Annotated in this window: 13 protein-coding genes; 9 read left to right on the top strand and 4 right to left on the bottom strand. The window is 62.6% G+C overall.

Annotation, left to right across the window (positions count from 1 at the left end; all coding sequences use genetic code 11):
• Positions 1-27 precede the first annotated feature (27 nt).
• From ACE3OA_RS03565 to ACE3OA_RS03555, 3 genes are read left to right on the top strand one after another with little or no spacing between them, the layout of a single operon-like run.
• On the top strand, positions 28-1,566 hold the full coding sequence (locus ACE3OA_RS03565; RefSeq protein ID WP_374307951.1) for a trimethylamine methyltransferase family protein: 1,539 nt from the start codon (positions 28-30) through the stop codon (positions 1,564-1,566).
• 14 nt (positions 1,567-1,580) lie between these two features.
• The gene (locus tag ACE3OA_RS03560) at positions 1,581-3,995 is read left to right on the top strand and encodes an FAD-dependent oxidoreductase (protein WP_374307949.1); all 2,415 of its coding nucleotides are present in this window, start codon (positions 1,581-1,583) and stop codon (positions 3,993-3,995) included.
• Between the two features lie 41 nt (positions 3,996-4,036).
• A complete protein-coding gene (locus ACE3OA_RS03555; RefSeq protein ID WP_374307947.1) occupies positions 4,037-6,076 on the top strand; it encodes an FAD-dependent oxidoreductase in 2,040 nt (679 codons plus the stop codon).
• A 117-nt stretch (positions 6,077-6,193) separates the two neighbouring features.
• Here ACE3OA_RS03555 and ACE3OA_RS03550 read toward each other — a convergent pair whose 3' ends face one another.
• The 4 genes from ACE3OA_RS03550 to ACE3OA_RS03535 all read right to left on the bottom strand — a co-directional run bounded on the left by ACE3OA_RS03550 (position 6,194) and on the right by ACE3OA_RS03535 (position 10,962).
• Positions 6,194-6,463 carry a hypothetical protein gene (locus tag ACE3OA_RS03550; RefSeq protein ID WP_374307944.1) on the bottom strand — a complete coding sequence of 90 codons (270 nt, stop codon included), beginning with the start codon at positions 6,461-6,463 and terminating at the stop codon, positions 6,194-6,196.
• 187 nt (positions 6,464-6,650) lie between these two features.
• Entirely contained in the window at positions 6,651-9,053 is a 2,403-nt protein-coding gene (locus ACE3OA_RS03545; protein ID WP_374307942.1) for an FAD-dependent oxidoreductase, read from the bottom strand.
• 194 nt (positions 9,054-9,247) lie between these two features.
• Positions 9,248-10,312, bottom strand: coding sequence for an alkene reductase (locus tag ACE3OA_RS03540; protein ID WP_374307940.1), 1,065 nt, complete (start codon positions 10,310-10,312; stop codon positions 9,248-9,250).
• Between the two features lie 194 nt (positions 10,313-10,506).
• Positions 10,507-10,962 (bottom strand): hypothetical protein, encoded by a 456-nt coding sequence (locus tag ACE3OA_RS03535; RefSeq protein ID WP_374307938.1) that lies wholly within the window; start codon positions 10,960-10,962, stop codon positions 10,507-10,509.
• Positions 10,963-11,053: 91 nt separating this feature from the next.
• Here ACE3OA_RS03535 and ACE3OA_RS03530 point away from each other — a divergent pair, with 91 nt between their 5' ends.
• The 6 genes from ACE3OA_RS03530 (at position 11,054) to ACE3OA_RS03505 (ending at position 16,064) form a co-directional block, all read left to right on the top strand.
• Complete coding sequence (locus ACE3OA_RS03530) at positions 11,054-11,551, top strand: TspO/MBR family protein (RefSeq protein WP_374307935.1); 498 nt, start codon at positions 11,054-11,056, stop codon at positions 11,549-11,551.
• Between the two features lie 42 nt (positions 11,552-11,593).
• A complete protein-coding gene (locus ACE3OA_RS03525) occupies positions 11,594-11,947 on the top strand; it encodes a DMT family protein (RefSeq protein WP_374307933.1) in 354 nt (117 codons plus the stop codon).
• Positions 11,948-11,981: 34 nt separating this feature from the next.
• Positions 11,982-12,434: a cytidine deaminase gene (locus tag ACE3OA_RS03520; protein ID WP_374307931.1), complete on the top strand. Its 453-nt coding sequence runs from the start codon at positions 11,982-11,984 to the stop codon at positions 12,432-12,434.
• A gap of 86 nt (positions 12,435-12,520) precedes the next feature.
• Positions 12,521-13,603 (top strand): COX15/CtaA family protein, encoded by a 1,083-nt coding sequence (locus tag ACE3OA_RS03515; RefSeq protein WP_374307929.1) that lies wholly within the window; start codon positions 12,521-12,523, stop codon positions 13,601-13,603.
• Between the two features lie 4 nt (positions 13,604-13,607).
• Positions 13,608-14,711 (top strand): GTP-binding protein, encoded by a 1,104-nt coding sequence (locus ACE3OA_RS03510; protein ID WP_374307927.1) that lies wholly within the window; start codon positions 13,608-13,610, stop codon positions 14,709-14,711.
• A gap of 189 nt (positions 14,712-14,900) precedes the next feature.
• Positions 14,901-16,064 carry an ABC transporter substrate-binding protein gene (locus tag ACE3OA_RS03505; protein ID WP_374307925.1) on the top strand — a complete coding sequence of 388 codons (1,164 nt, stop codon included), beginning with the start codon at positions 14,901-14,903 and terminating at the stop codon, positions 16,062-16,064.
• Positions 16,065-16,091: the final 27 nt, after the last annotated feature.

The following is a 16,091-nucleotide window of genomic DNA, read 5'->3' as shown; positions in this document are numbered from 1 at the left end:
GTTTCCTCCGACCCGACAGGCCCCGATATGAGCGAGCCCGACGCCAGCCCAGCCCCCGCCGCCCGCCAGCGCAATCGCAGCCGCACGCGGCCGGCCATCGCGGCACCCACTTTTTTACGGCGCCAGATTCCGACCTACGCCTTTCTGCAGCCCGACGGGCTCGACCGGCTTCATGCCCAGGCGGAACAGATCCTGGCCGAGATCGGCGTCGAATTCCGCGGCGACGACGAGGCGCTGAGCCTGTGGCGGAAGGCCGGCGCCAAGGTTGAAGGCGTGCGCGTGCGCTTCGAGCCCGGCCATGTCACCGAGATCATCAAGAAGACGACGCCGCAGACCTTCGTCCAGCATGGCCGGGACGGACAGCACGGGGTCGAGATCGGCGGCGATGCGATCGTGTTCGCGCCGGCCTACGGCTCGCCCTTCGTCTATGACCGCGAGAAGGGCCGGCGCTATGGCTCGCTCGAGGATTTCAAGAACTTCGTCAAGATGACCTGGATGTCGCCCTGGCTGCATCATTCCGGCGGCACGATCTGTGAACCGGTCGACGTGCCGGTGAACAAGCGCCATCTCGACATGGTCTATGCCCATATCAAGCATTCGGCCAAGCCCTTCATGGGGTCGGTGACGGCGCCAGAGCGCGCCGAGGATTCGATCGAGATGTGCCGTATCCTGTTCGGGGCGGATTTCGTCGACAAGAACTGCGTCATCCTCGGCAACATCAACACGAACTCGCCGCTCATTTTCGACGGCGTCATGTCGATGGCCTTGCGCGCCTATGCGCGCGCCAACCAGGCCGCTGTCGTCGTGCCCTTCATCCTTGGCGGTGCCATGGGCCCTGTGACGACGGCAGGTGCCATCGCCCAGGCCCATGCCGAAGCCATGGTCGGTGTGGCTCTTACGCAGTTGGAGAGGCCGGGCGCGCCGGTCATCTACGGCAATTTCCTCAGTTCCATGTCGCTGCGTTCCGGGGCACCCACCTTCGGCATGCCGGAGCCGGCCATGGCCTATCTCGCCATCGGTCAGTTGGCGCAGCGCCTGGGCGTCCCCTTGCGTTGCGGCGGCTCGCTCACGGCCTCGAAGGTCGCGGATTCACAGGCCGCCCAGGAAAGCGCCGATTCACTTTGGCCAGCCTTGCTCGGCGGCGCCAATTTCATCCTCCATGCGGCCGGCTGGCTGGAAGGCGGCCTCGTCATGGGCTACGAAAAATTCGTGCTAGATTGCGATCATCTGGGCATGATGCACAAGCTGATGGCCGGCCTCACCTTCGATGACAACACGCTGGCGATGGATGCCTTCCGCGAGGTTGAGCCCGGCAAGCATTTTCTGGGCTGCGCGCACACGATGGCGAACTACACGACCGCCTTCTATGACGCCGACCTCGCCGACAACGATTCCTTCGAGCAATGGCGCGATGCTGGATCGCGGCCCGCCGATGAGCGTGCCGAGAAAAAATGGCGCGCATTGCTTGCCAGCCATACCGACCCGGCTCTCGATCCGGCAATCGACGAGGCCCTGCTCGATTTCATGAACCGCAAGAAACAATCCATGGCCGATGCCTGGTACTGATAGGAACTGATGATATGGAAACGCATGCAAAGGTCGTCATCATCGGCGGTGGCGTGGTCGGCTGCTCCATCCTCTTTCATCTTGCCAAATTCGGCTGGAAGGATGTCATTCTGCTGGAACGCAAGGAGCTGACCTCCGGTTCCTCCTGGCATGCGGCGGGGCAGATCCACACCATCTCGTCCGACCCCAACATCTCGCGCCTGCAGGGCTACACGATCAATCTCTACAAGGAGATCGAAGCGACCTCGGGCCAGTCGGTCGGCATGCATTCGACTGGCGGCTTCTATCTCGCCTCCAACCAGACCTGGTACGATTATCTCAAGCGCGAGCGCTCGAAGGCGCGCTATATGGGGCTCGACCAGGAATTCATCAGCGTGGAAGAAGCGGCCCGCCGCCATCCGCTGATCGACCCCAGCCGCTATATCGCAGCACTCTGGGATCCGCTCGATGGCGACATCGATCCCTCCGGCGTCTGCTATGCCTATGCCAAGGCGGCCAAGGTGCATGGCGGCAAATACTACACGCAGACACCCGTGATCGAGACCAACCAGCGGCCCGACGGCAGCTGGGATGTCATCACGCCCAACGGCAACATCCATGCCGAGATGATCGTCAATGCGGGTGGCCTGTGGGCGCGCGAGGTGGGTCATCTTGCCGGCATCCATCTCCCCGTGCAGCCGATGGAGCATCATTACCTCATCACCGAAGCCATTCCGGAGATCGTCGAGCGCGGCGAGGAACGCCTGCCGGCCGGCATCGATTACGAAGGCAATATGTATTTCCGCCAGGAACGGCAGGGTATGCTGCTCGGCACCTATGAACCGCGGGCGACGCCCTGGTCGGTCAAGGGGACGCCGAAGGATTTCGGCCATGAGCTACTGGAACCCAAACTCGACAATATTGCCGAACGCCTGGAGCTGGGCTTCCAGCGCATCCCCGCCTTAGGTCGCGCCGGCATCAAGAACGTCATCAACGGTCCGTTCACCTTCGGGCCCGACGGAAACCCGATGATCGGCCCGGTCCCCGGCATGCGCAACTACTGGGTTGCGGTCGGTGTCATGGCGGGTTTCTGCCAGGGGGGCGGCGTCGGCCTCTGCATGGCGGAATGGATGATCGACGGCGAGCCTTCCATCGACGTCTGGGCCATGGATGTGGCCCGCTTCGGCAATTTCGCGACGCCGGAATGGGGCACGATCAAATCGTCGGAAAATTACGAGCGCCGCTTCGTGATGACCTTTCCGAACGAGACGTTGCCGAAAGGACGGCGGCAGAAGACGACGGCGCTCTACGATCGCCTCACCGCCAAGGGTGCCGTCTGGGGCCAGGGCTTCGGCCTGGAGCATGCGCTGTGGTTTGCCGATGGCCCGGCGGATGCCCATGAGCAACCGACCTTCAACCGCTCCCGCGCTCATGCCTATGTCGCGCGCGAGGTGAAGGCCGTGCGCGAGGCCGTGGGCGCCATAGAGATCGCCAACTATGCCAAACATGAGTTCAAAGGCCCCGGCGCCCGCGCCTATCTCGACAAGGTCCTGGCCGGCCGCCTGCCCAAGCAGGGCCGCCTGGCCCTGACGCCGATGCTGACACCCAAGGGCAAGCTTTATGGTGACCTGACGGTTGCCTGCCTGGGCGACGAGCATTTCATGCTGTTCGGCTCCGGTGCCATGCAGGAGGCGCATCGCCGCTGGTTCGAGAAACATCTGCCGGCTAGCGGCGTCTCCTATCGCAACATGACCGACGATCTGCACGGCATCGGCATTTCCGGCCCCCGTTCGCGCGAACTGCTGTCGCGGCTGATGCGGGAAGATGTTTCCAACGACGCCCTGAAATTTCGCGACATTCGCCCCACTTTCGTGGCCGGCGTTCCGGCGATCCTCGCCCGCGTCTCCTTCTCCGGCGAACTCGGTTACGAAATCTATGTCGCCCCGCCCTATCAGCTACGCCTGGCGGAAGCGATCGAAGAGGCGGGCAAGGATCTGGGCTTACGCTGGTACGGTGCCCGGGCGCTGATGAGCCTGCGGCTCGAAAAGGCCTGGGGAGTGTGGACGCTCGACTTCCGCCCGGATTTCACCGCGGCCGAAAGCGGGCTCGATGCCTTCATCCATTGGGACAAGGATTTCATCGGCAAGGCTGCCGCCAGCGCCGAACGAACCGCCGGCCCGAAGAAGAAGCTCGTCACGCTGACCATCGCCACGAAGGATATGGACGTCTCCAATGACGAAGCCATTCTCGTCGGCGACAAGGCGGTTGGCTATGTCTCCTCGGGCGGCTATGCACATCATATCGGCAAATCGGTCGCCTTCGGCTACGTGCCGGCCGAACTCGCCAAGGCCGGTGCCAAGGTCGATCTCGAGATCAATGGCGAACGCTTCGCTGCGGAAATCCAAGGGGCGCCGCTTTACGATCCCAATGGCGGTCGCATGCGGTCCTGATCCCAGGAAGACAGAGCAACAAGCCACACATCGGAGTGCCCATGGCCGATCCTTTGCTGCAGCCCTACCGGCTCAAGAATCTGACGCTGAAGAACCGCATCTTCTCGACTTCGCATGAGCCGGCCTATTCCGAGGCCGGCCGGCCGGGCCTCCGCTACCAGCTCTATCACGAGGAAAAGGCCAAAGGTGGTGCTGCCATGACCATGATCGGCGGCTCCTCGGTCGTTGCCAAGGACTCACCGCAGGCCTTCGGCAATCTTTATGTTCATGACGACGCCATCATCGGCGACTTCAAGGCGCTGGCGAAACGGGTCCATGCTTATGATTGCGCGGTGATGTGCCAGATCACCCATCTCGGCCGCCGCACCTCATGGTACAAGGAAAACTGGCTGCCCATCATCTCTGCCTCGCATGAGCGCGAACCGGCTCATCGCGGATTTCCCAAGACGATGGAAGATTTCGATATCACGCGCGTGGTGAAGGCCTATGGCGCCGCCGCACGGCGCTGCCGCGAGGGCGATCTCGACGGTGTCGAAATCGAAGCCTACGGCCATCTCTTTGATTCCTTCCTCTCGCCGCGCACCAACAGCCGCGAAGACAATTACGGTGGCAGCCTGGAAAACCGCATGCGCTTCGGCATGGAGGTGCTGGCCGAGATGCGCCGCCAGACCGACCCTGACTTCATTATCGGCGTCCGCATGGCGGTCGACGAGGCAGCCGATGACGGCTTCGGTTTCCAGGAAGGTGTCGAGATCGCCAAGCGCCTGCAGGAAGCCGGCCTTATCGACTTTCTCAATGTCATCGTCGGGACCATCGACACCGACGAATCTCTCTCGCACATCATTCCTTTGATGGGAACGCCGGCCGGACCGAACTTCGCCAAGGTAAAGGCGGCGCGCCAGTTGCTGCCGGGCCTACCCATCTTTCATGCCGCCCGTGTCAACGATCTTGCCACCGCGCGGCATTGGGTCAGCGACGATGCCGTCGACATGATCGGCATGACCCGCGCCCATATGGCGGATCCGCATATCGTCGCCAAGATGATGCGCGGGGAGGAGGAACGCATCCGACCCTGCGTCGGCGCCGGGTATTGCATCGACCGCATCTACCAGGGTGGCGAGGCCCTGTGCCTGCACAATCCGGCAACGGGCCGCGAAGCGACCATGCCGCATGTGATCGAACCCAGCACCGGCCCGAAGAAGAAGATCGTCATCGTCGGCGCCGGCCCCGGCGGGCTGGAAGCCGCGCGCGTTTCCGCCTTGCGCGGCCACAAGGTCGTCGTGTTCGAGGCAACCGACCGTGTCGGCGGCCAGGTGGCGCTTGCTGCCAAAGTGGCACGACGCAAGGAACTGATCGGTATCACCGACTGGCTCTATGCCGAAGCGCAGCATGCCGGTGCCGTTTTCCGCTTCAACACCTATGCGGAAGCCGCAGACATCCTGGCGGAGCAGCCCGACATTGTCGTTATCGCCACTGGCGGCACGCCCAATACGGCGCCGTTCAAGGATGGGTCCGACCTCGCCATCTCGACCTGGGACGTGCTTTCCGGCCAGGTCGCCCTCTCCGACGACATCATTCTCTATGACGACGAAGCCGGCCACGAGGCGCTCTCGACCGCCGAGTTCTTGACCAGCAAGGGCATCAAGTTTGAATTGATCACGCCAGAACGCCTGATCGGCGCCGAAGTGGGTGGACTCAACTATCCCGCCTATTACAAGGCGCTCTACGCCACTGGCGCCAAGCTCACCATCAACCAGCGGATGACGCGGATCGCCAAGGACGGCAACCAGCTGGTGGCGACCCTGTTCAATCCCTATGACAAGTCGACAAGCGAGCGCCGCGCCCAGCAGATCATTGCCGTGCACGGCAACCTGCCGGCCGATGCTGTCTATTTCGATCTCAAGGAGCAGAGCGTCAACCGGGGCGAGATCGACATCGACGCTTTCATCGACGGCCGCCCTCAGGCCCTTAAGACGAACGCGGCGGGATCGTTCCAGCTCTTCCGCATCGGCGACGCGGTTGCCACGAGAAACATCCATGCCGCGATTTATGACGGCTTGAGATTGTGCAAGACGTTCTAAGCACCCCCTCACCCCGACCCTCTCCCCGCAAGCGGGGCGAGGGAGCTCTTAGCGAGTCTTGCTTCAAGCCCCTCGCCCCTCTGGGGAGAGGGGTTGGGGTGAAGGGGATGCTTCGCTTTACGCCGCCGGCTTTACGCCGAGCAGATTCAGAGCCTTGGTGAGATCCTTGACGCCGTCGGCAGCCTTCGAGGCATGGCACATCTTCTCGCCGGCCATCGCATCCTTCTCGGCGGCGGTGAACTTCGCGTTGCTCTTATGGGTCTTGGCGACATCATTCCACTGGCTGATGAGGGCCGTGCATTTCTGCGCGGGCGTCGATGCGGCCATCGCCGTGCCGGAAACGAGAACGGTGGCAGCCAGGGCGCCGAGAAGTGAACGGATTTTCATGATAATTCTCCCAATCTTGATGCCGATCGAGCGTTGGTCGGCCGTCTTCGGGGCGGTCTAGGCCGGCGCTCGTGAGGGGAAGATTGGGCGCCCGCCGTAACGGGCCGATGTCAAACTTCCGTGAAAAATGAAACGGCGCGTGTCGCCACGCGCCGCCGTCACTTTTCGTTACAAAACTCTTGGTGGCCTAGCTGCGCAAGCGGGCCGAGGCCGGGTCGAACGGGGCTTGCGTGAGGCGCGACGCGGCGACGCGCCTACCCATCACCTCGATCTCAAAACTGTCACCACTTACCGGCAGATAGGCCAACGCCAGCTGCTTGCCCGTCGAGTGCCCGAAATAGCCCGACGTGACCCGCGCCACAGCCTTGCCGCCCGCAAAGATCGGCTCGGCGCCCATGACGTCGATTTCCTGGCTGGCGACCTCCAGCAACGAGATCTTGCGGGTAAGCGGCTCCCTGAAGTGCTTCTCAGCCGCCTCCCGACCGATGAAATCGCCCTTGTCGAATTTGACGAAGCGGCCCCAATCGGCCTCGGCCGCGTTGTAATCGGACGTGAAGTCGCGGCCCCAGGAACCGTAGCCCTTTTCGAGGCGCATGGAATGAAGCGCACGCACGCCGAACAGCTTCAGCCCGTGTTCGGCACCGGCCGCCCGCAAGCGTTCGAAGACATGGATCAGGTTGTGGGGTGCCAGGTAGATTTCATAGCCGAGTTCGCCGGTGAAGCTCGCCCGGATCACCAGCGCCTCGGCGAGACCCACATGGATCTGCCGGGCGTGGAGAAACGGGAAAGCCGCGTGGCTGAGGTCGGCCTCGGTCAGTTGCTGCAGGACAGCGCGCGCCTTCGGCCCGGTCAGCGATAGACCGGAAAAGTCGGTCGTCACATTGCGGACAGACACCCGCTCGCCCTTCGCGTTGGCAGTCAGCCAGCGGGTGTAGTAGGTCTCCGCAGCACCGGAACCGATCATCAGGAAGGTGTCTTCACGTGTCCGCGTGACGGTGAGATCGCCGAAGATGCGGCCATTGGGTGACAACATCGGGCATAAGACGGTGCGGCCCAGCGCCGGCAGCTTGTTACTGACGATGCGATCGAGGAATTTCGCCGCGTCGGTGCCAGAAACCTCGATCTTGCCGTAGCTCGACGTTTCCCAGATCCCCACATGCTCGCGCACCGCTTTCACTTCCGCCGCCACATGCGGGAAGGCATTGGAGCGGCGATAGGTCGGTTCTTCCTTGGGCTCGGTGCCCTTAGGTGCGAACCACAGCGGGTATTCCCAACCGAAGGACGCGCCGAACAGGGCCCCCTCCCCTTTCAGCAGCGGATAGATCGGCGACGTCTTCAATGGTCGTGCCGCCGGCAATTCCTCGTTGGGAAAGGTCATGGTGAAGCGACGGCGATAATTCTCCGTCGTCTTTTCGATGGTGAAGGCGCGGTTGTTGTGCGGGCCGAAGCGCGCCACATCCATGGCGAACACGTCCATGCCCGGCTCGCCATCGATGATCCAGTTCGCGACCACCATGCCGACGCCGCCACCCTGGCTGAAGCCGGCCATGACGCCGCAAGCGGTGAAATAGTTGGTGAGGCCCGGGACCGGGCCGACCAGTGGGTTGCCGTCGGGCGCAAACACCATCGGCCCATTGATGGTGCGCTTGATGCCGCCCTTCTCGAGGCAAGGATAGCGCGTCATCGCGAATTCCAGCGCCGACCAGATGCGGTCGACATCTTCCTGCAGCAGCTCATGGCCGAAATCCTGCGGCGTGCCTTTCAAGGCCCAATGCCGGCAATCATGCTCATAGGTGCCGATGAGGAGGCCTTTCTGCTCCTGGCGCAGATAGCTCTCGCCCTCGAAATCGATCGTCATCGGGATCTCGTGGCCGAGCGCCTCGACCTCGGGGATCGCGTTGGTGACGATGTATTCATGCTCCATCGGCAGAATGGGCAGGTCGATGCCGGCGAGGCGCCCCACTTCGCGCGCCCACAGGCCGCCGGCATTCACCACGTACTCGGCTTCGATCGTCCCTTCCTTCGTAACGACCAGCCAATGGCCGTTTGGTTTCTGCTTCAACTCGATGACGGGATTGCGCAGCGAGATCGTCGCGCCCTTGTTCTTGGCTGCCTTCGCATAGGCATGGGTGACGCTGGAGGGATCGACATGGCCGTCGGCCGGATCGAACATCGCCTTGGTGAATTTCGAGGTGTCGACCAGCGGGTTAATCTTTTTCACCTCCTCCATGCTCACTTCATGAAGGCCGATGCCGAGATAATGCGCCTTGGCCAGCTCAGTCTTGAAATACTCGGCGCGCGCTTCGGTGCCGGCCAGATAGAGGCAGCCCACCCGATGCACACCGCAGGACTGGCCCGATTCCCGCTCCAGCTCCTCATAGAGCTTCACGGTATAGGCCTGCAGGTGCGACATGTTCGGGTCGCCATTGATCGTGTGCATGCCGCCGGCCGCGTGCCAGGTCGAACCGGAGGTCAACTCCGAGCGCTCCACCAGCATGACATCGGTCCAGCCGCGCTTGGTCAGGTGGTAAAGCACACTCACACCCACCACGCCGCCACCAATGACGACCACGCGCGCCTGCGATTTCATGATACGGAGATCCTTCTTGGCCAAATAGTTAGGTGGCCGCCAGAGCGCAGCCCGAATGACCGTAACTATGCCAAGGCCATCTATGGCGTGAAGCCTGGAAATCTCATAAATCGGGTGAGTTTTATGCTGCCGGAAAAGAGAAAGGCCCGCCGGTGCATCCCAGGCGGGCCTTTTCGCAACCAAACCCTGTTCGATCAGGCGTCGACTAGGTCGAGTGCCGGATAGTCCGTATAGCCCTTGGCGCCGCTGCCATAGAAAGTATTGCTGTCCCATTCGTTGAGCTTGGCGCCGGTGGCGAAGCGCTTGGGCAGGTCGGGATTGGCGATGAACAGCTTGCCGAAGGCCACCGCATCGGCATTGCCGCTGGCCAGGATCGCCTCGGCGCTTTCCCGGGTGAAGCCTTCATTGGCGATATAGGCGCCACAGAAGGCCTTCTTCAGCGACGGGCCAATGCTGTCCGGCCCCACATGTTCGCGTGCAGCGATGAAGGCGATCTTGCGCTTGCCGACCTGTTCGGCGACATAGCCGAAGGTCTGCGCCGGTGTTGAATCGCCCATGTCGTGCGAATCCCGACGCGGCGCCAGGTGCAGACCGACGCGGCCCGGGCCCCAGACCTTTACCGCGGCATCGACCGCTTCCAGCATCAGCTTCGCACGATTTTCGATCGACCCGCCGTAGCTGTCGGTCCGCTTGTTGGTGCCGTCCTGCAGGAACTGGTCCAGCAGATATCCATTGGCGCCATGCAGCTGGACGCCGTCGAAACCGGCCTTCTTGGCATTCTCCGCACCCCTGGCATAAGCCGCGATAACGCCCGGGATCTCGTCGAGTTCAAGGGCGCGCGGGGTTACATAGGGGCGCTGCGGGCGGACGAGGCTGACATGACCGGCCGGCGCAATGGCGCTGGGGGCTACCGGCAATTCGCCGTCGAGGAAGATCGGGTCGGAAATGCGGCCGACATGCCACAACTGCGAAACGATGCGACCGCCGGCGGCATGGACCGCATCGGTAATCTTGCGCCAGCCGGCAACTTGTTCGTCGGACCAGATGCCCGGCGTATCGGCATAGCCGACGCCCTGCGGTGTCACCGCTGTGGCTTCGGTGAGGATGAGACCGGCGGAGGCGCGCTGGACGTAATACTCGCGCATCAAGTCGTTGGGAATGCGCCCCTCACTGGCGCGCGACCGGGTCAATGGCGCCAGAACGACACGATTGGGCAGATGCAGTTCGCCGATGGTGATGGGTTCGAGAAGCTTGGCCATTTGGCACACCTATTCATTTGCATAGATCGATTGCTGAGCAGGTGGGAAGCGCCCCCTTTGGCCCGTCCCCCTGGCGTAAGAGTTAAGAACCGTCGTTGCGCCGCACAATGCACAGCAAGGCTGGGCTGCCCTGCTTGGTGTGCAAATCCGGAATCTACACAAGGTTAGTGGTCAATTTTTAGGCAAAGCCGACCTTACTCATAGTTCAGCGTCACGACCCGTCCGTCATTGGCGGTCACGGTGGCTGTCCCTGGACCGTTGCCCACCTGCTCCTGGAAGCGAACCGAGCCGCGGCTGTCGTCGGAACAGGCGAAATGGCCGATGGCGATGAACTCCGTCGTTCCTCGGCTTTGCAGGGTCGAGGAATAGACGCAGATCGTGCCGGGAGTGAGCGAATCATCGCTGTGCCCACGGAAACCCCGGCCGCAACTCGATTCCCCTTCGAAGCGCCGGTCCGTGGCGAATTCGAGACTGCCCGTGCAATCCGCCTCTTCCCGGTCGGGCAAGAGATCGAACAATTCCTCCCGGCTCAGTTTATGCGCCGCCTCGCCGCCCAAATCCTCGGTTGGCGCAGATTGGCCGGCGCAGGCAGCGACCAACAGCAGGCTCAAGCTCGCTACCACTCCGGCAAAGCTTCTATGACGTCGCATCGCTCATCCCGTCTCTGTTTTCTGCTGATCCTGTAACCCGGTTTCGACGTATCAACATTGATATCGCTCAATCCAACCCAATGGCACCGCCTTGCAGTCCAATCCACACCCCCCGGCGCGCGTCGTCCAAATCTGGCATCTTGTCGGTTTCCTCATCCTGAGCCTCCTGGTTTCCAGCCTGGGCGGCTGGCTGACGGCCGGCAGCATCGGCGATTGGTATCCGACCCTTGCCAAACCTGGTTTCAACCCGCCCGACTGGGTCTTCGCGCCGGTCTGGTCGACCCTTTTCCTGCTGATGGCCATCGCCGCCTGGCGCGTCTGGCGGCGGGTCGGCTGGGCGGCAGGGCGTACGAGCCAGATCCTTTATTTTGCGCAGCTCGTCGGGAACCTTGCCTGGTCGGCCCTGTTCTTCGGCCTGCAGCGGCCGGGCCTGGCCCTGGTCGATTGCGCCCTGCTCCTCATCCTCATCATCGCCACCACATGGCAGTTCCGGCGGCATGATGGCTTGGCGGCGCTGCTGATGCTTCCTTATATTGCCTGGGTCGCTTTCGCCTGCGTTCTCAATGGCGCGATTGTCGCCCTCAACTAGAGCCTGCCGCAACGGGCTCCTTCCCATCCCAAGGACCCCGCAATGCCGTCTTTCCTCTCGCCGCAACTGACGCCGATCGTCCTGCTCGGCATCTCCAATGTCTTTATGACCTTCGCCTGGTACGGCCATCTCAAATTCACCTCTAAGCCGCTCTGGATCGTGGTGCTCGCTTCCTGGGGCATCGCCTTCATCGAATATTGCTTCGCCATCCCGGCCAACCGCGTCGGCCACACCGTTTATTCGGCAGCCGAACTGAAGACGATGCAGGAGATCATCACCCTGATCGTCTTCTGCGCCTTTTCCTGGGCCTATTTGGGCGAAGCGATCCGCTGGAACCACGCCGTCGGCTTCGCGCTCATCGCCGCAGCCGGTTTCTTCGTCTTTCACAAATGGTGAGGGGCGATTGCCGGATGCGGCACCTTGCTGCATCATGGCCGGACGCCAATCGAACGGGGACCGCATTTTGCCGCCATTGTCATCGGCCGATCAGGAATTGCTGGCGGCTGCCACCGATTTCATCCGCAGCCGCTACGCTGAGAACCGGCATCATATCGGCGCGGCGGTGCGCGGTGCCTCGGGCCGGATCTATCTCGGCCTCCATCTCGATACCTATGTCGGGCGCTGCTCGGTCTGCGCGGAAGCCGTCGCTTTGGGGAGCGCCTTGTCGGCCGGGGAGACCGCGATCGACGCCATCGTTTCTGTCCGCCACCCCCGCCCCAAGGAGCTGCATGCCGAGCCCAAAGTCGTCTCGCCCTGCGGCATCTGCCGGGAAATGCTGACCGATTTCGCCCCAGGGAGCGACGTGATCATGACCCGCGACGGTGAACTTGCCCGGGTCCCGGCAGCCGATCTGCTGCCCGAAAAATACCGCCGCGCCCCCTGAAAGGCGGGGCTTCTTGCCCCTCCGCAGGGGGCTTTCCTTTTGCGGCGGCGCCACTATGCTCCGGCCCGCCCGAAAGTAGAGCCATCATGAGCCAGGTACTGACCCGAACCGCCCCCATCGAGACCGCCTCCCCCAGCCGGTCGGCCCGCCGCAGCGTCGGCCTGTGGCTGCTCGGCTGCTGCTTCATGGTGGCGGTCATGGTCCTTCTCGGCGGGATTACGCGCCTTACCGATTCCGGCCTCTCCATCATGGAGTGGAAGCCGATCATGGGCGCCCTGCCGCCTTTGACCAGCGCTGCCTGGGACCATGTCTTTGCCCTCTACCAGCAGATTTCCGAGTACAAGCACGTCAATGCCGGCATGACCCTGGAGGAATTCAAGGGCATCTTCTGGTGGGAATATCTGCACAGGCTGTGGGGGCGGTTGCTCGCCCTGGCTTTCCTGGTCCCCCTGGTCTGGTTCCTGGTTCGTGGCCGCCTGACCCGGGCGGAAGCCCCGCGTCTCATCGCCCTTTTCGCCCTGGGCGGGCTGCAGGGTTTTGCCGGCTGGTTCATGGTGGCGAGCGGCTTCCAGGACCGTGTCGACGTCAGCCAGTACCGGCTGGTCATTCACCTGATGCTGGCGCTGGCCATCTTCGCGCTGATGCTGTGGTACGCGTTCGACTATCTCGACGCAGGACCGCTCAAGGGCGAGCGCAAGGCGGCTGCCGACCTGTTGCGCCATGCGCGCTGCATGAACCTCGTCATTGCCTTCGAGATCGCCCTGGGCGGCCTTGTCGCCGGCACCGATGCCGGTTTCGTCTATAACGACTTCCCGATGATGAACGGTCATTGGCTGTCACCCGACCTGTTCCTCACCTCGCCCTGGTATCTGAACTTCACAGAAAACCTGGCGATGGTGCAGTTCCAGCATCGCCTCACCTCGGGCTTCGTCGCCATCGCCGTCATCAGCTTCCTGGTGCGCCTGCGCCGGCGCGATATCGATGGCACACTGAAGCGCCGCGCCATCGCCCTGCCTTGCGCCCTGGCGGCGCAGGCCTTCCTCGGCATGGCGACACTCATCCTGGTCGTTCCGATTCCGCTGGCTGTGCTGCATCAGCTGGGCGCGTTCGTGCTGCTCGGTTGCGGGCTCATGGCGCAGCACGGTCTCGCGCGCATCGTCCGGTCCTGACGCCATGACTGAGGCGCAGCTCACCAACCCGCCGCCAGAGCGCCTGCCGGTTTCCGTCATCACCGGCTTCCTCGGCAGCGGCAAGACGACTTTGCTGAAATACCTGCTGGCCCATCCGGACATGGGCGAAACCGCCGTCATCATCAATGAATTCGGCGAAGTCGGCCTCGACCATCTGCTGGTGGAAAAGGCCGAGGACGATACGATCCTGCTGGAATCCGGCTGCCTTTGCTGCACCATACGCGGCGATCTCATCGACGCCATGCGAAGCCTCTTCAAGCGCCGAGCCAAGGGCGAAGTGCCGCCGTTCAAACGCCTCGTCATCGAAACCACCGGCCTCGCCGATCCCGCGCCGATCCTCCACACCCTGATGCAGGACCCGGTGCTGACCGCTGTCTATCGTCTGGACGGCGTCATCGCCACGGTCGACGCGGTCAATGGCGAGATGCAGATGGACCGGCAGATGGAATCGGTAAAGCAGGCAGCGGTCGCCGACCGGGTGCTTCTCACCAAGAGCGATCTTGGCAACGCCGCGTCGCTTGCCAATCTGGAAGGCCGCCTGCGGCGCCTCAATCCGGCGGCATCGATCCAGCGCATCACGCATGGCGCAGTCTCGCCCGCTTCGCTCTTCAATGCCGGCCTCTACAATCCGGAGAGCAAGAGCCTCGACGTGCAGCGTTGGCTGCGCGAGGAGGCCTATGCGGAACGCGATGCCCACACGCATGGGTATCATCACCATGGTCACGATCATCACGCGCATGATCATGGGCACGGCCTCGACGTCAACCGGCACGACGCCCATATCCGCGCCTTCTGCATCACCCGCGACGAGCCGATCGACTGGCAGAAATTCTGTGCCTGGATCGACATGCTGACGGCGACGCAAGGGCCTGACCTTCTGCGCATAAAAGGTGTCCTTAACGTCGCCGGCGAAACGCAGCCGGTCGCCATCCATGGCGTCCAGCATCTGTTCCATCCGCCCGTCTTGCTGCCGGCTTGGCCTGGCGACGACCACCGCTCGAAACTGGTCTTCATCACGCGCGATATCGATCAGAAGGTCCTTACCGAATCCATGACTGCGTTCCTGGACGAGGCAAATTCCGCCTGAAGGATTGCCGGCGGCCGGGATCGGAAGTCGAATTGTCCAATTGCGCCATGGATTAACGGCCGGCCGCCGTTTTTAGGTTTTGCATTCACGGGAACATTGCTAGTTTTCGCCTGGATCGAGGGGAAAGGGCCGATCTGCCGTTGCGGCACGCCCAATCCCGTCTGTCGCCAACAAAGGGAGGGGTAAAAGATGTCCTTGAAATGGAAATTGGCCGGAACGAGCGTGGCAGCTGCTTTGGTGCTCGGCGCCGTCGCGGCCCAGGCCGAACCGCTGCAGAGCATTGGCGAAGGTGAAGGCGAAGTCGCCATCGTCGCTTGGCCCGGCTATATCGAACGCGGCGAAAGCGACAAGAATTACGACTGGGTCACCGGCTTCGAGAAGGAGACCGGCTGCAAGGTCACGGTGAAGACCGCCGGCAGCTCTGACGAAATGGTGTCGCTGATGAATGGCGGCGGCTTCGACCTCGTCACCGCTTCGGGCGACGCTTCTCTCCGCCTCGTGAAGGGCGGCACGGTGCAGGAGATCAATACGAGCCTGATCGCCGACTATGCCAAGGTCGATCCGCGCCTGCAGAACGCACCCTGGCACACGGTCGACGGCAAGCATTACGGCGTGCCATGGCAGTGGGGCCCGAACGTCCTTCTCTACAACGCCAATGTCTTCGAGAACGCACCGCAGAGCTGGTCGGTCGTGTTCGAGGAACAGAAGCTGCCGGACGGCAAGCCGAACAAGGGACGCGTTCAGGCCTATTACGGCACCATCTATCTCGCCGATGCGGCGCTGTATCTGATGATGAACAAGCCTGAACTGGGCATCAAGGACCCGTATGAACTCAACCAGGCGCAGTTCGACGCCGCGGTCGAATTGTTGCGCGGTCAGCGTCAGCTGGTAAACAAGTACTGGTCGGATGCCGCAGCGCAGGTCGACGACTTCACCAATGAAGGCATCGTTGCCTCGACCAGCTGGGCCTATCAGGTCAACACGCTGCGCGCCGCCGGCAAGGTGCCGGTGGGCTCGGTGGTGCCCAAGGAAGGTGCCACCGGCTGGGCCGATACGACCATGATGGCCACCAGCGCACCGCACCCGAACTGTGCCTATAAGTGGCTCAACCACTCGCTGAGCGACAATGCCCAGGCCGGAACGGGTTCCTGGTTCGGCAGCGTGCCGGCGGTGCCGGCGTCCTGCGCCGACCCGATCCTGACCGAAGGCGGCTGTGTCGCCAACGGCTCGCAGCTCTTCGCCCGTATCCACTTCTGGAAGACGCCGGTGAAGGATTGTGCCAGTCAGAATGGCGAATGCGTACCCTATAAGGATTGGGTCGCCGCCGTTCAGTCCGTGCAAAGCGGCCAGTAAACTCTGTTACTTCCCGTTGGGGCGGAT

The organism is Dongia sp., assembly GCF_041906375.1.
Classification (GTDB): Bacteria; Pseudomonadota; Alphaproteobacteria; order Dongiales; family Dongiaceae; genus Dongia.
The sequence above is the reverse complement of the archived record's forward strand: the minus strand, read 5'-3'. Positions and strand labels throughout refer to the sequence as shown.

Bases quoted from the DNA above. Each gene is read 5' to 3' on its own strand.
- ACE3OA_RS03510 (WP_374307927.1), top strand. From the start codon at position 13,608: ATGACTGAGGCGCAGCTCACCAACCCGCCGCCAGAGCGCCTGCCGGTT.
- ACE3OA_RS03535 (WP_374307938.1), bottom strand. From the start codon at position 10,962: ATGCGACGTCATAGAAGCTTTGCCGGAGTGGTAGCGAGCTTGAGCCTG.
- ACE3OA_RS03545 (WP_374307942.1), bottom strand. From the start codon at position 9,053: ATGAAATCGCAGGCGCGCGTGGTCGTCATTGGTGGCGGCGTGGTGGGT.
- ACE3OA_RS03555 (WP_374307947.1), top strand. From the start codon at position 4,037: ATGGCCGATCCTTTGCTGCAGCCCTACCGGCTCAAGAATCTGACGCTG.
- ACE3OA_RS03505 (WP_374307925.1), top strand. From the start codon at position 14,901: ATGTCCTTGAAATGGAAATTGGCCGGAACGAGCGTGGCAGCTGCTTTG.
- ACE3OA_RS03515 (WP_374307929.1), top strand. From the start codon at position 12,521: ATGAGCCAGGTACTGACCCGAACCGCCCCCATCGAGACCGCCTCCCCC.
- ACE3OA_RS03525 (WP_374307933.1), top strand. From the start codon at position 11,594: ATGCCGTCTTTCCTCTCGCCGCAACTGACGCCGATCGTCCTGCTCGGC.
- ACE3OA_RS03560 (WP_374307949.1), top strand. From the start codon at position 1,581: ATGGAAACGCATGCAAAGGTCGTCATCATCGGCGGTGGCGTGGTCGGC.
- ACE3OA_RS03565 (WP_374307951.1), top strand. From the start codon at position 28: ATGAGCGAGCCCGACGCCAGCCCAGCCCCCGCCGCCCGCCAGCGCAAT.
- ACE3OA_RS03540 (WP_374307940.1), bottom strand. From the start codon at position 10,312: ATGGCCAAGCTTCTCGAACCCATCACCATCGGCGAACTGCATCTGCCC.
- ACE3OA_RS03520 (WP_374307931.1), top strand. From the start codon at position 11,982: ATGGCCGGACGCCAATCGAACGGGGACCGCATTTTGCCGCCATTGTCA.
- ACE3OA_RS03550 (WP_374307944.1), bottom strand. From the start codon at position 6,463: ATGAAAATCCGTTCACTTCTCGGCGCCCTGGCTGCCACCGTTCTCGTT.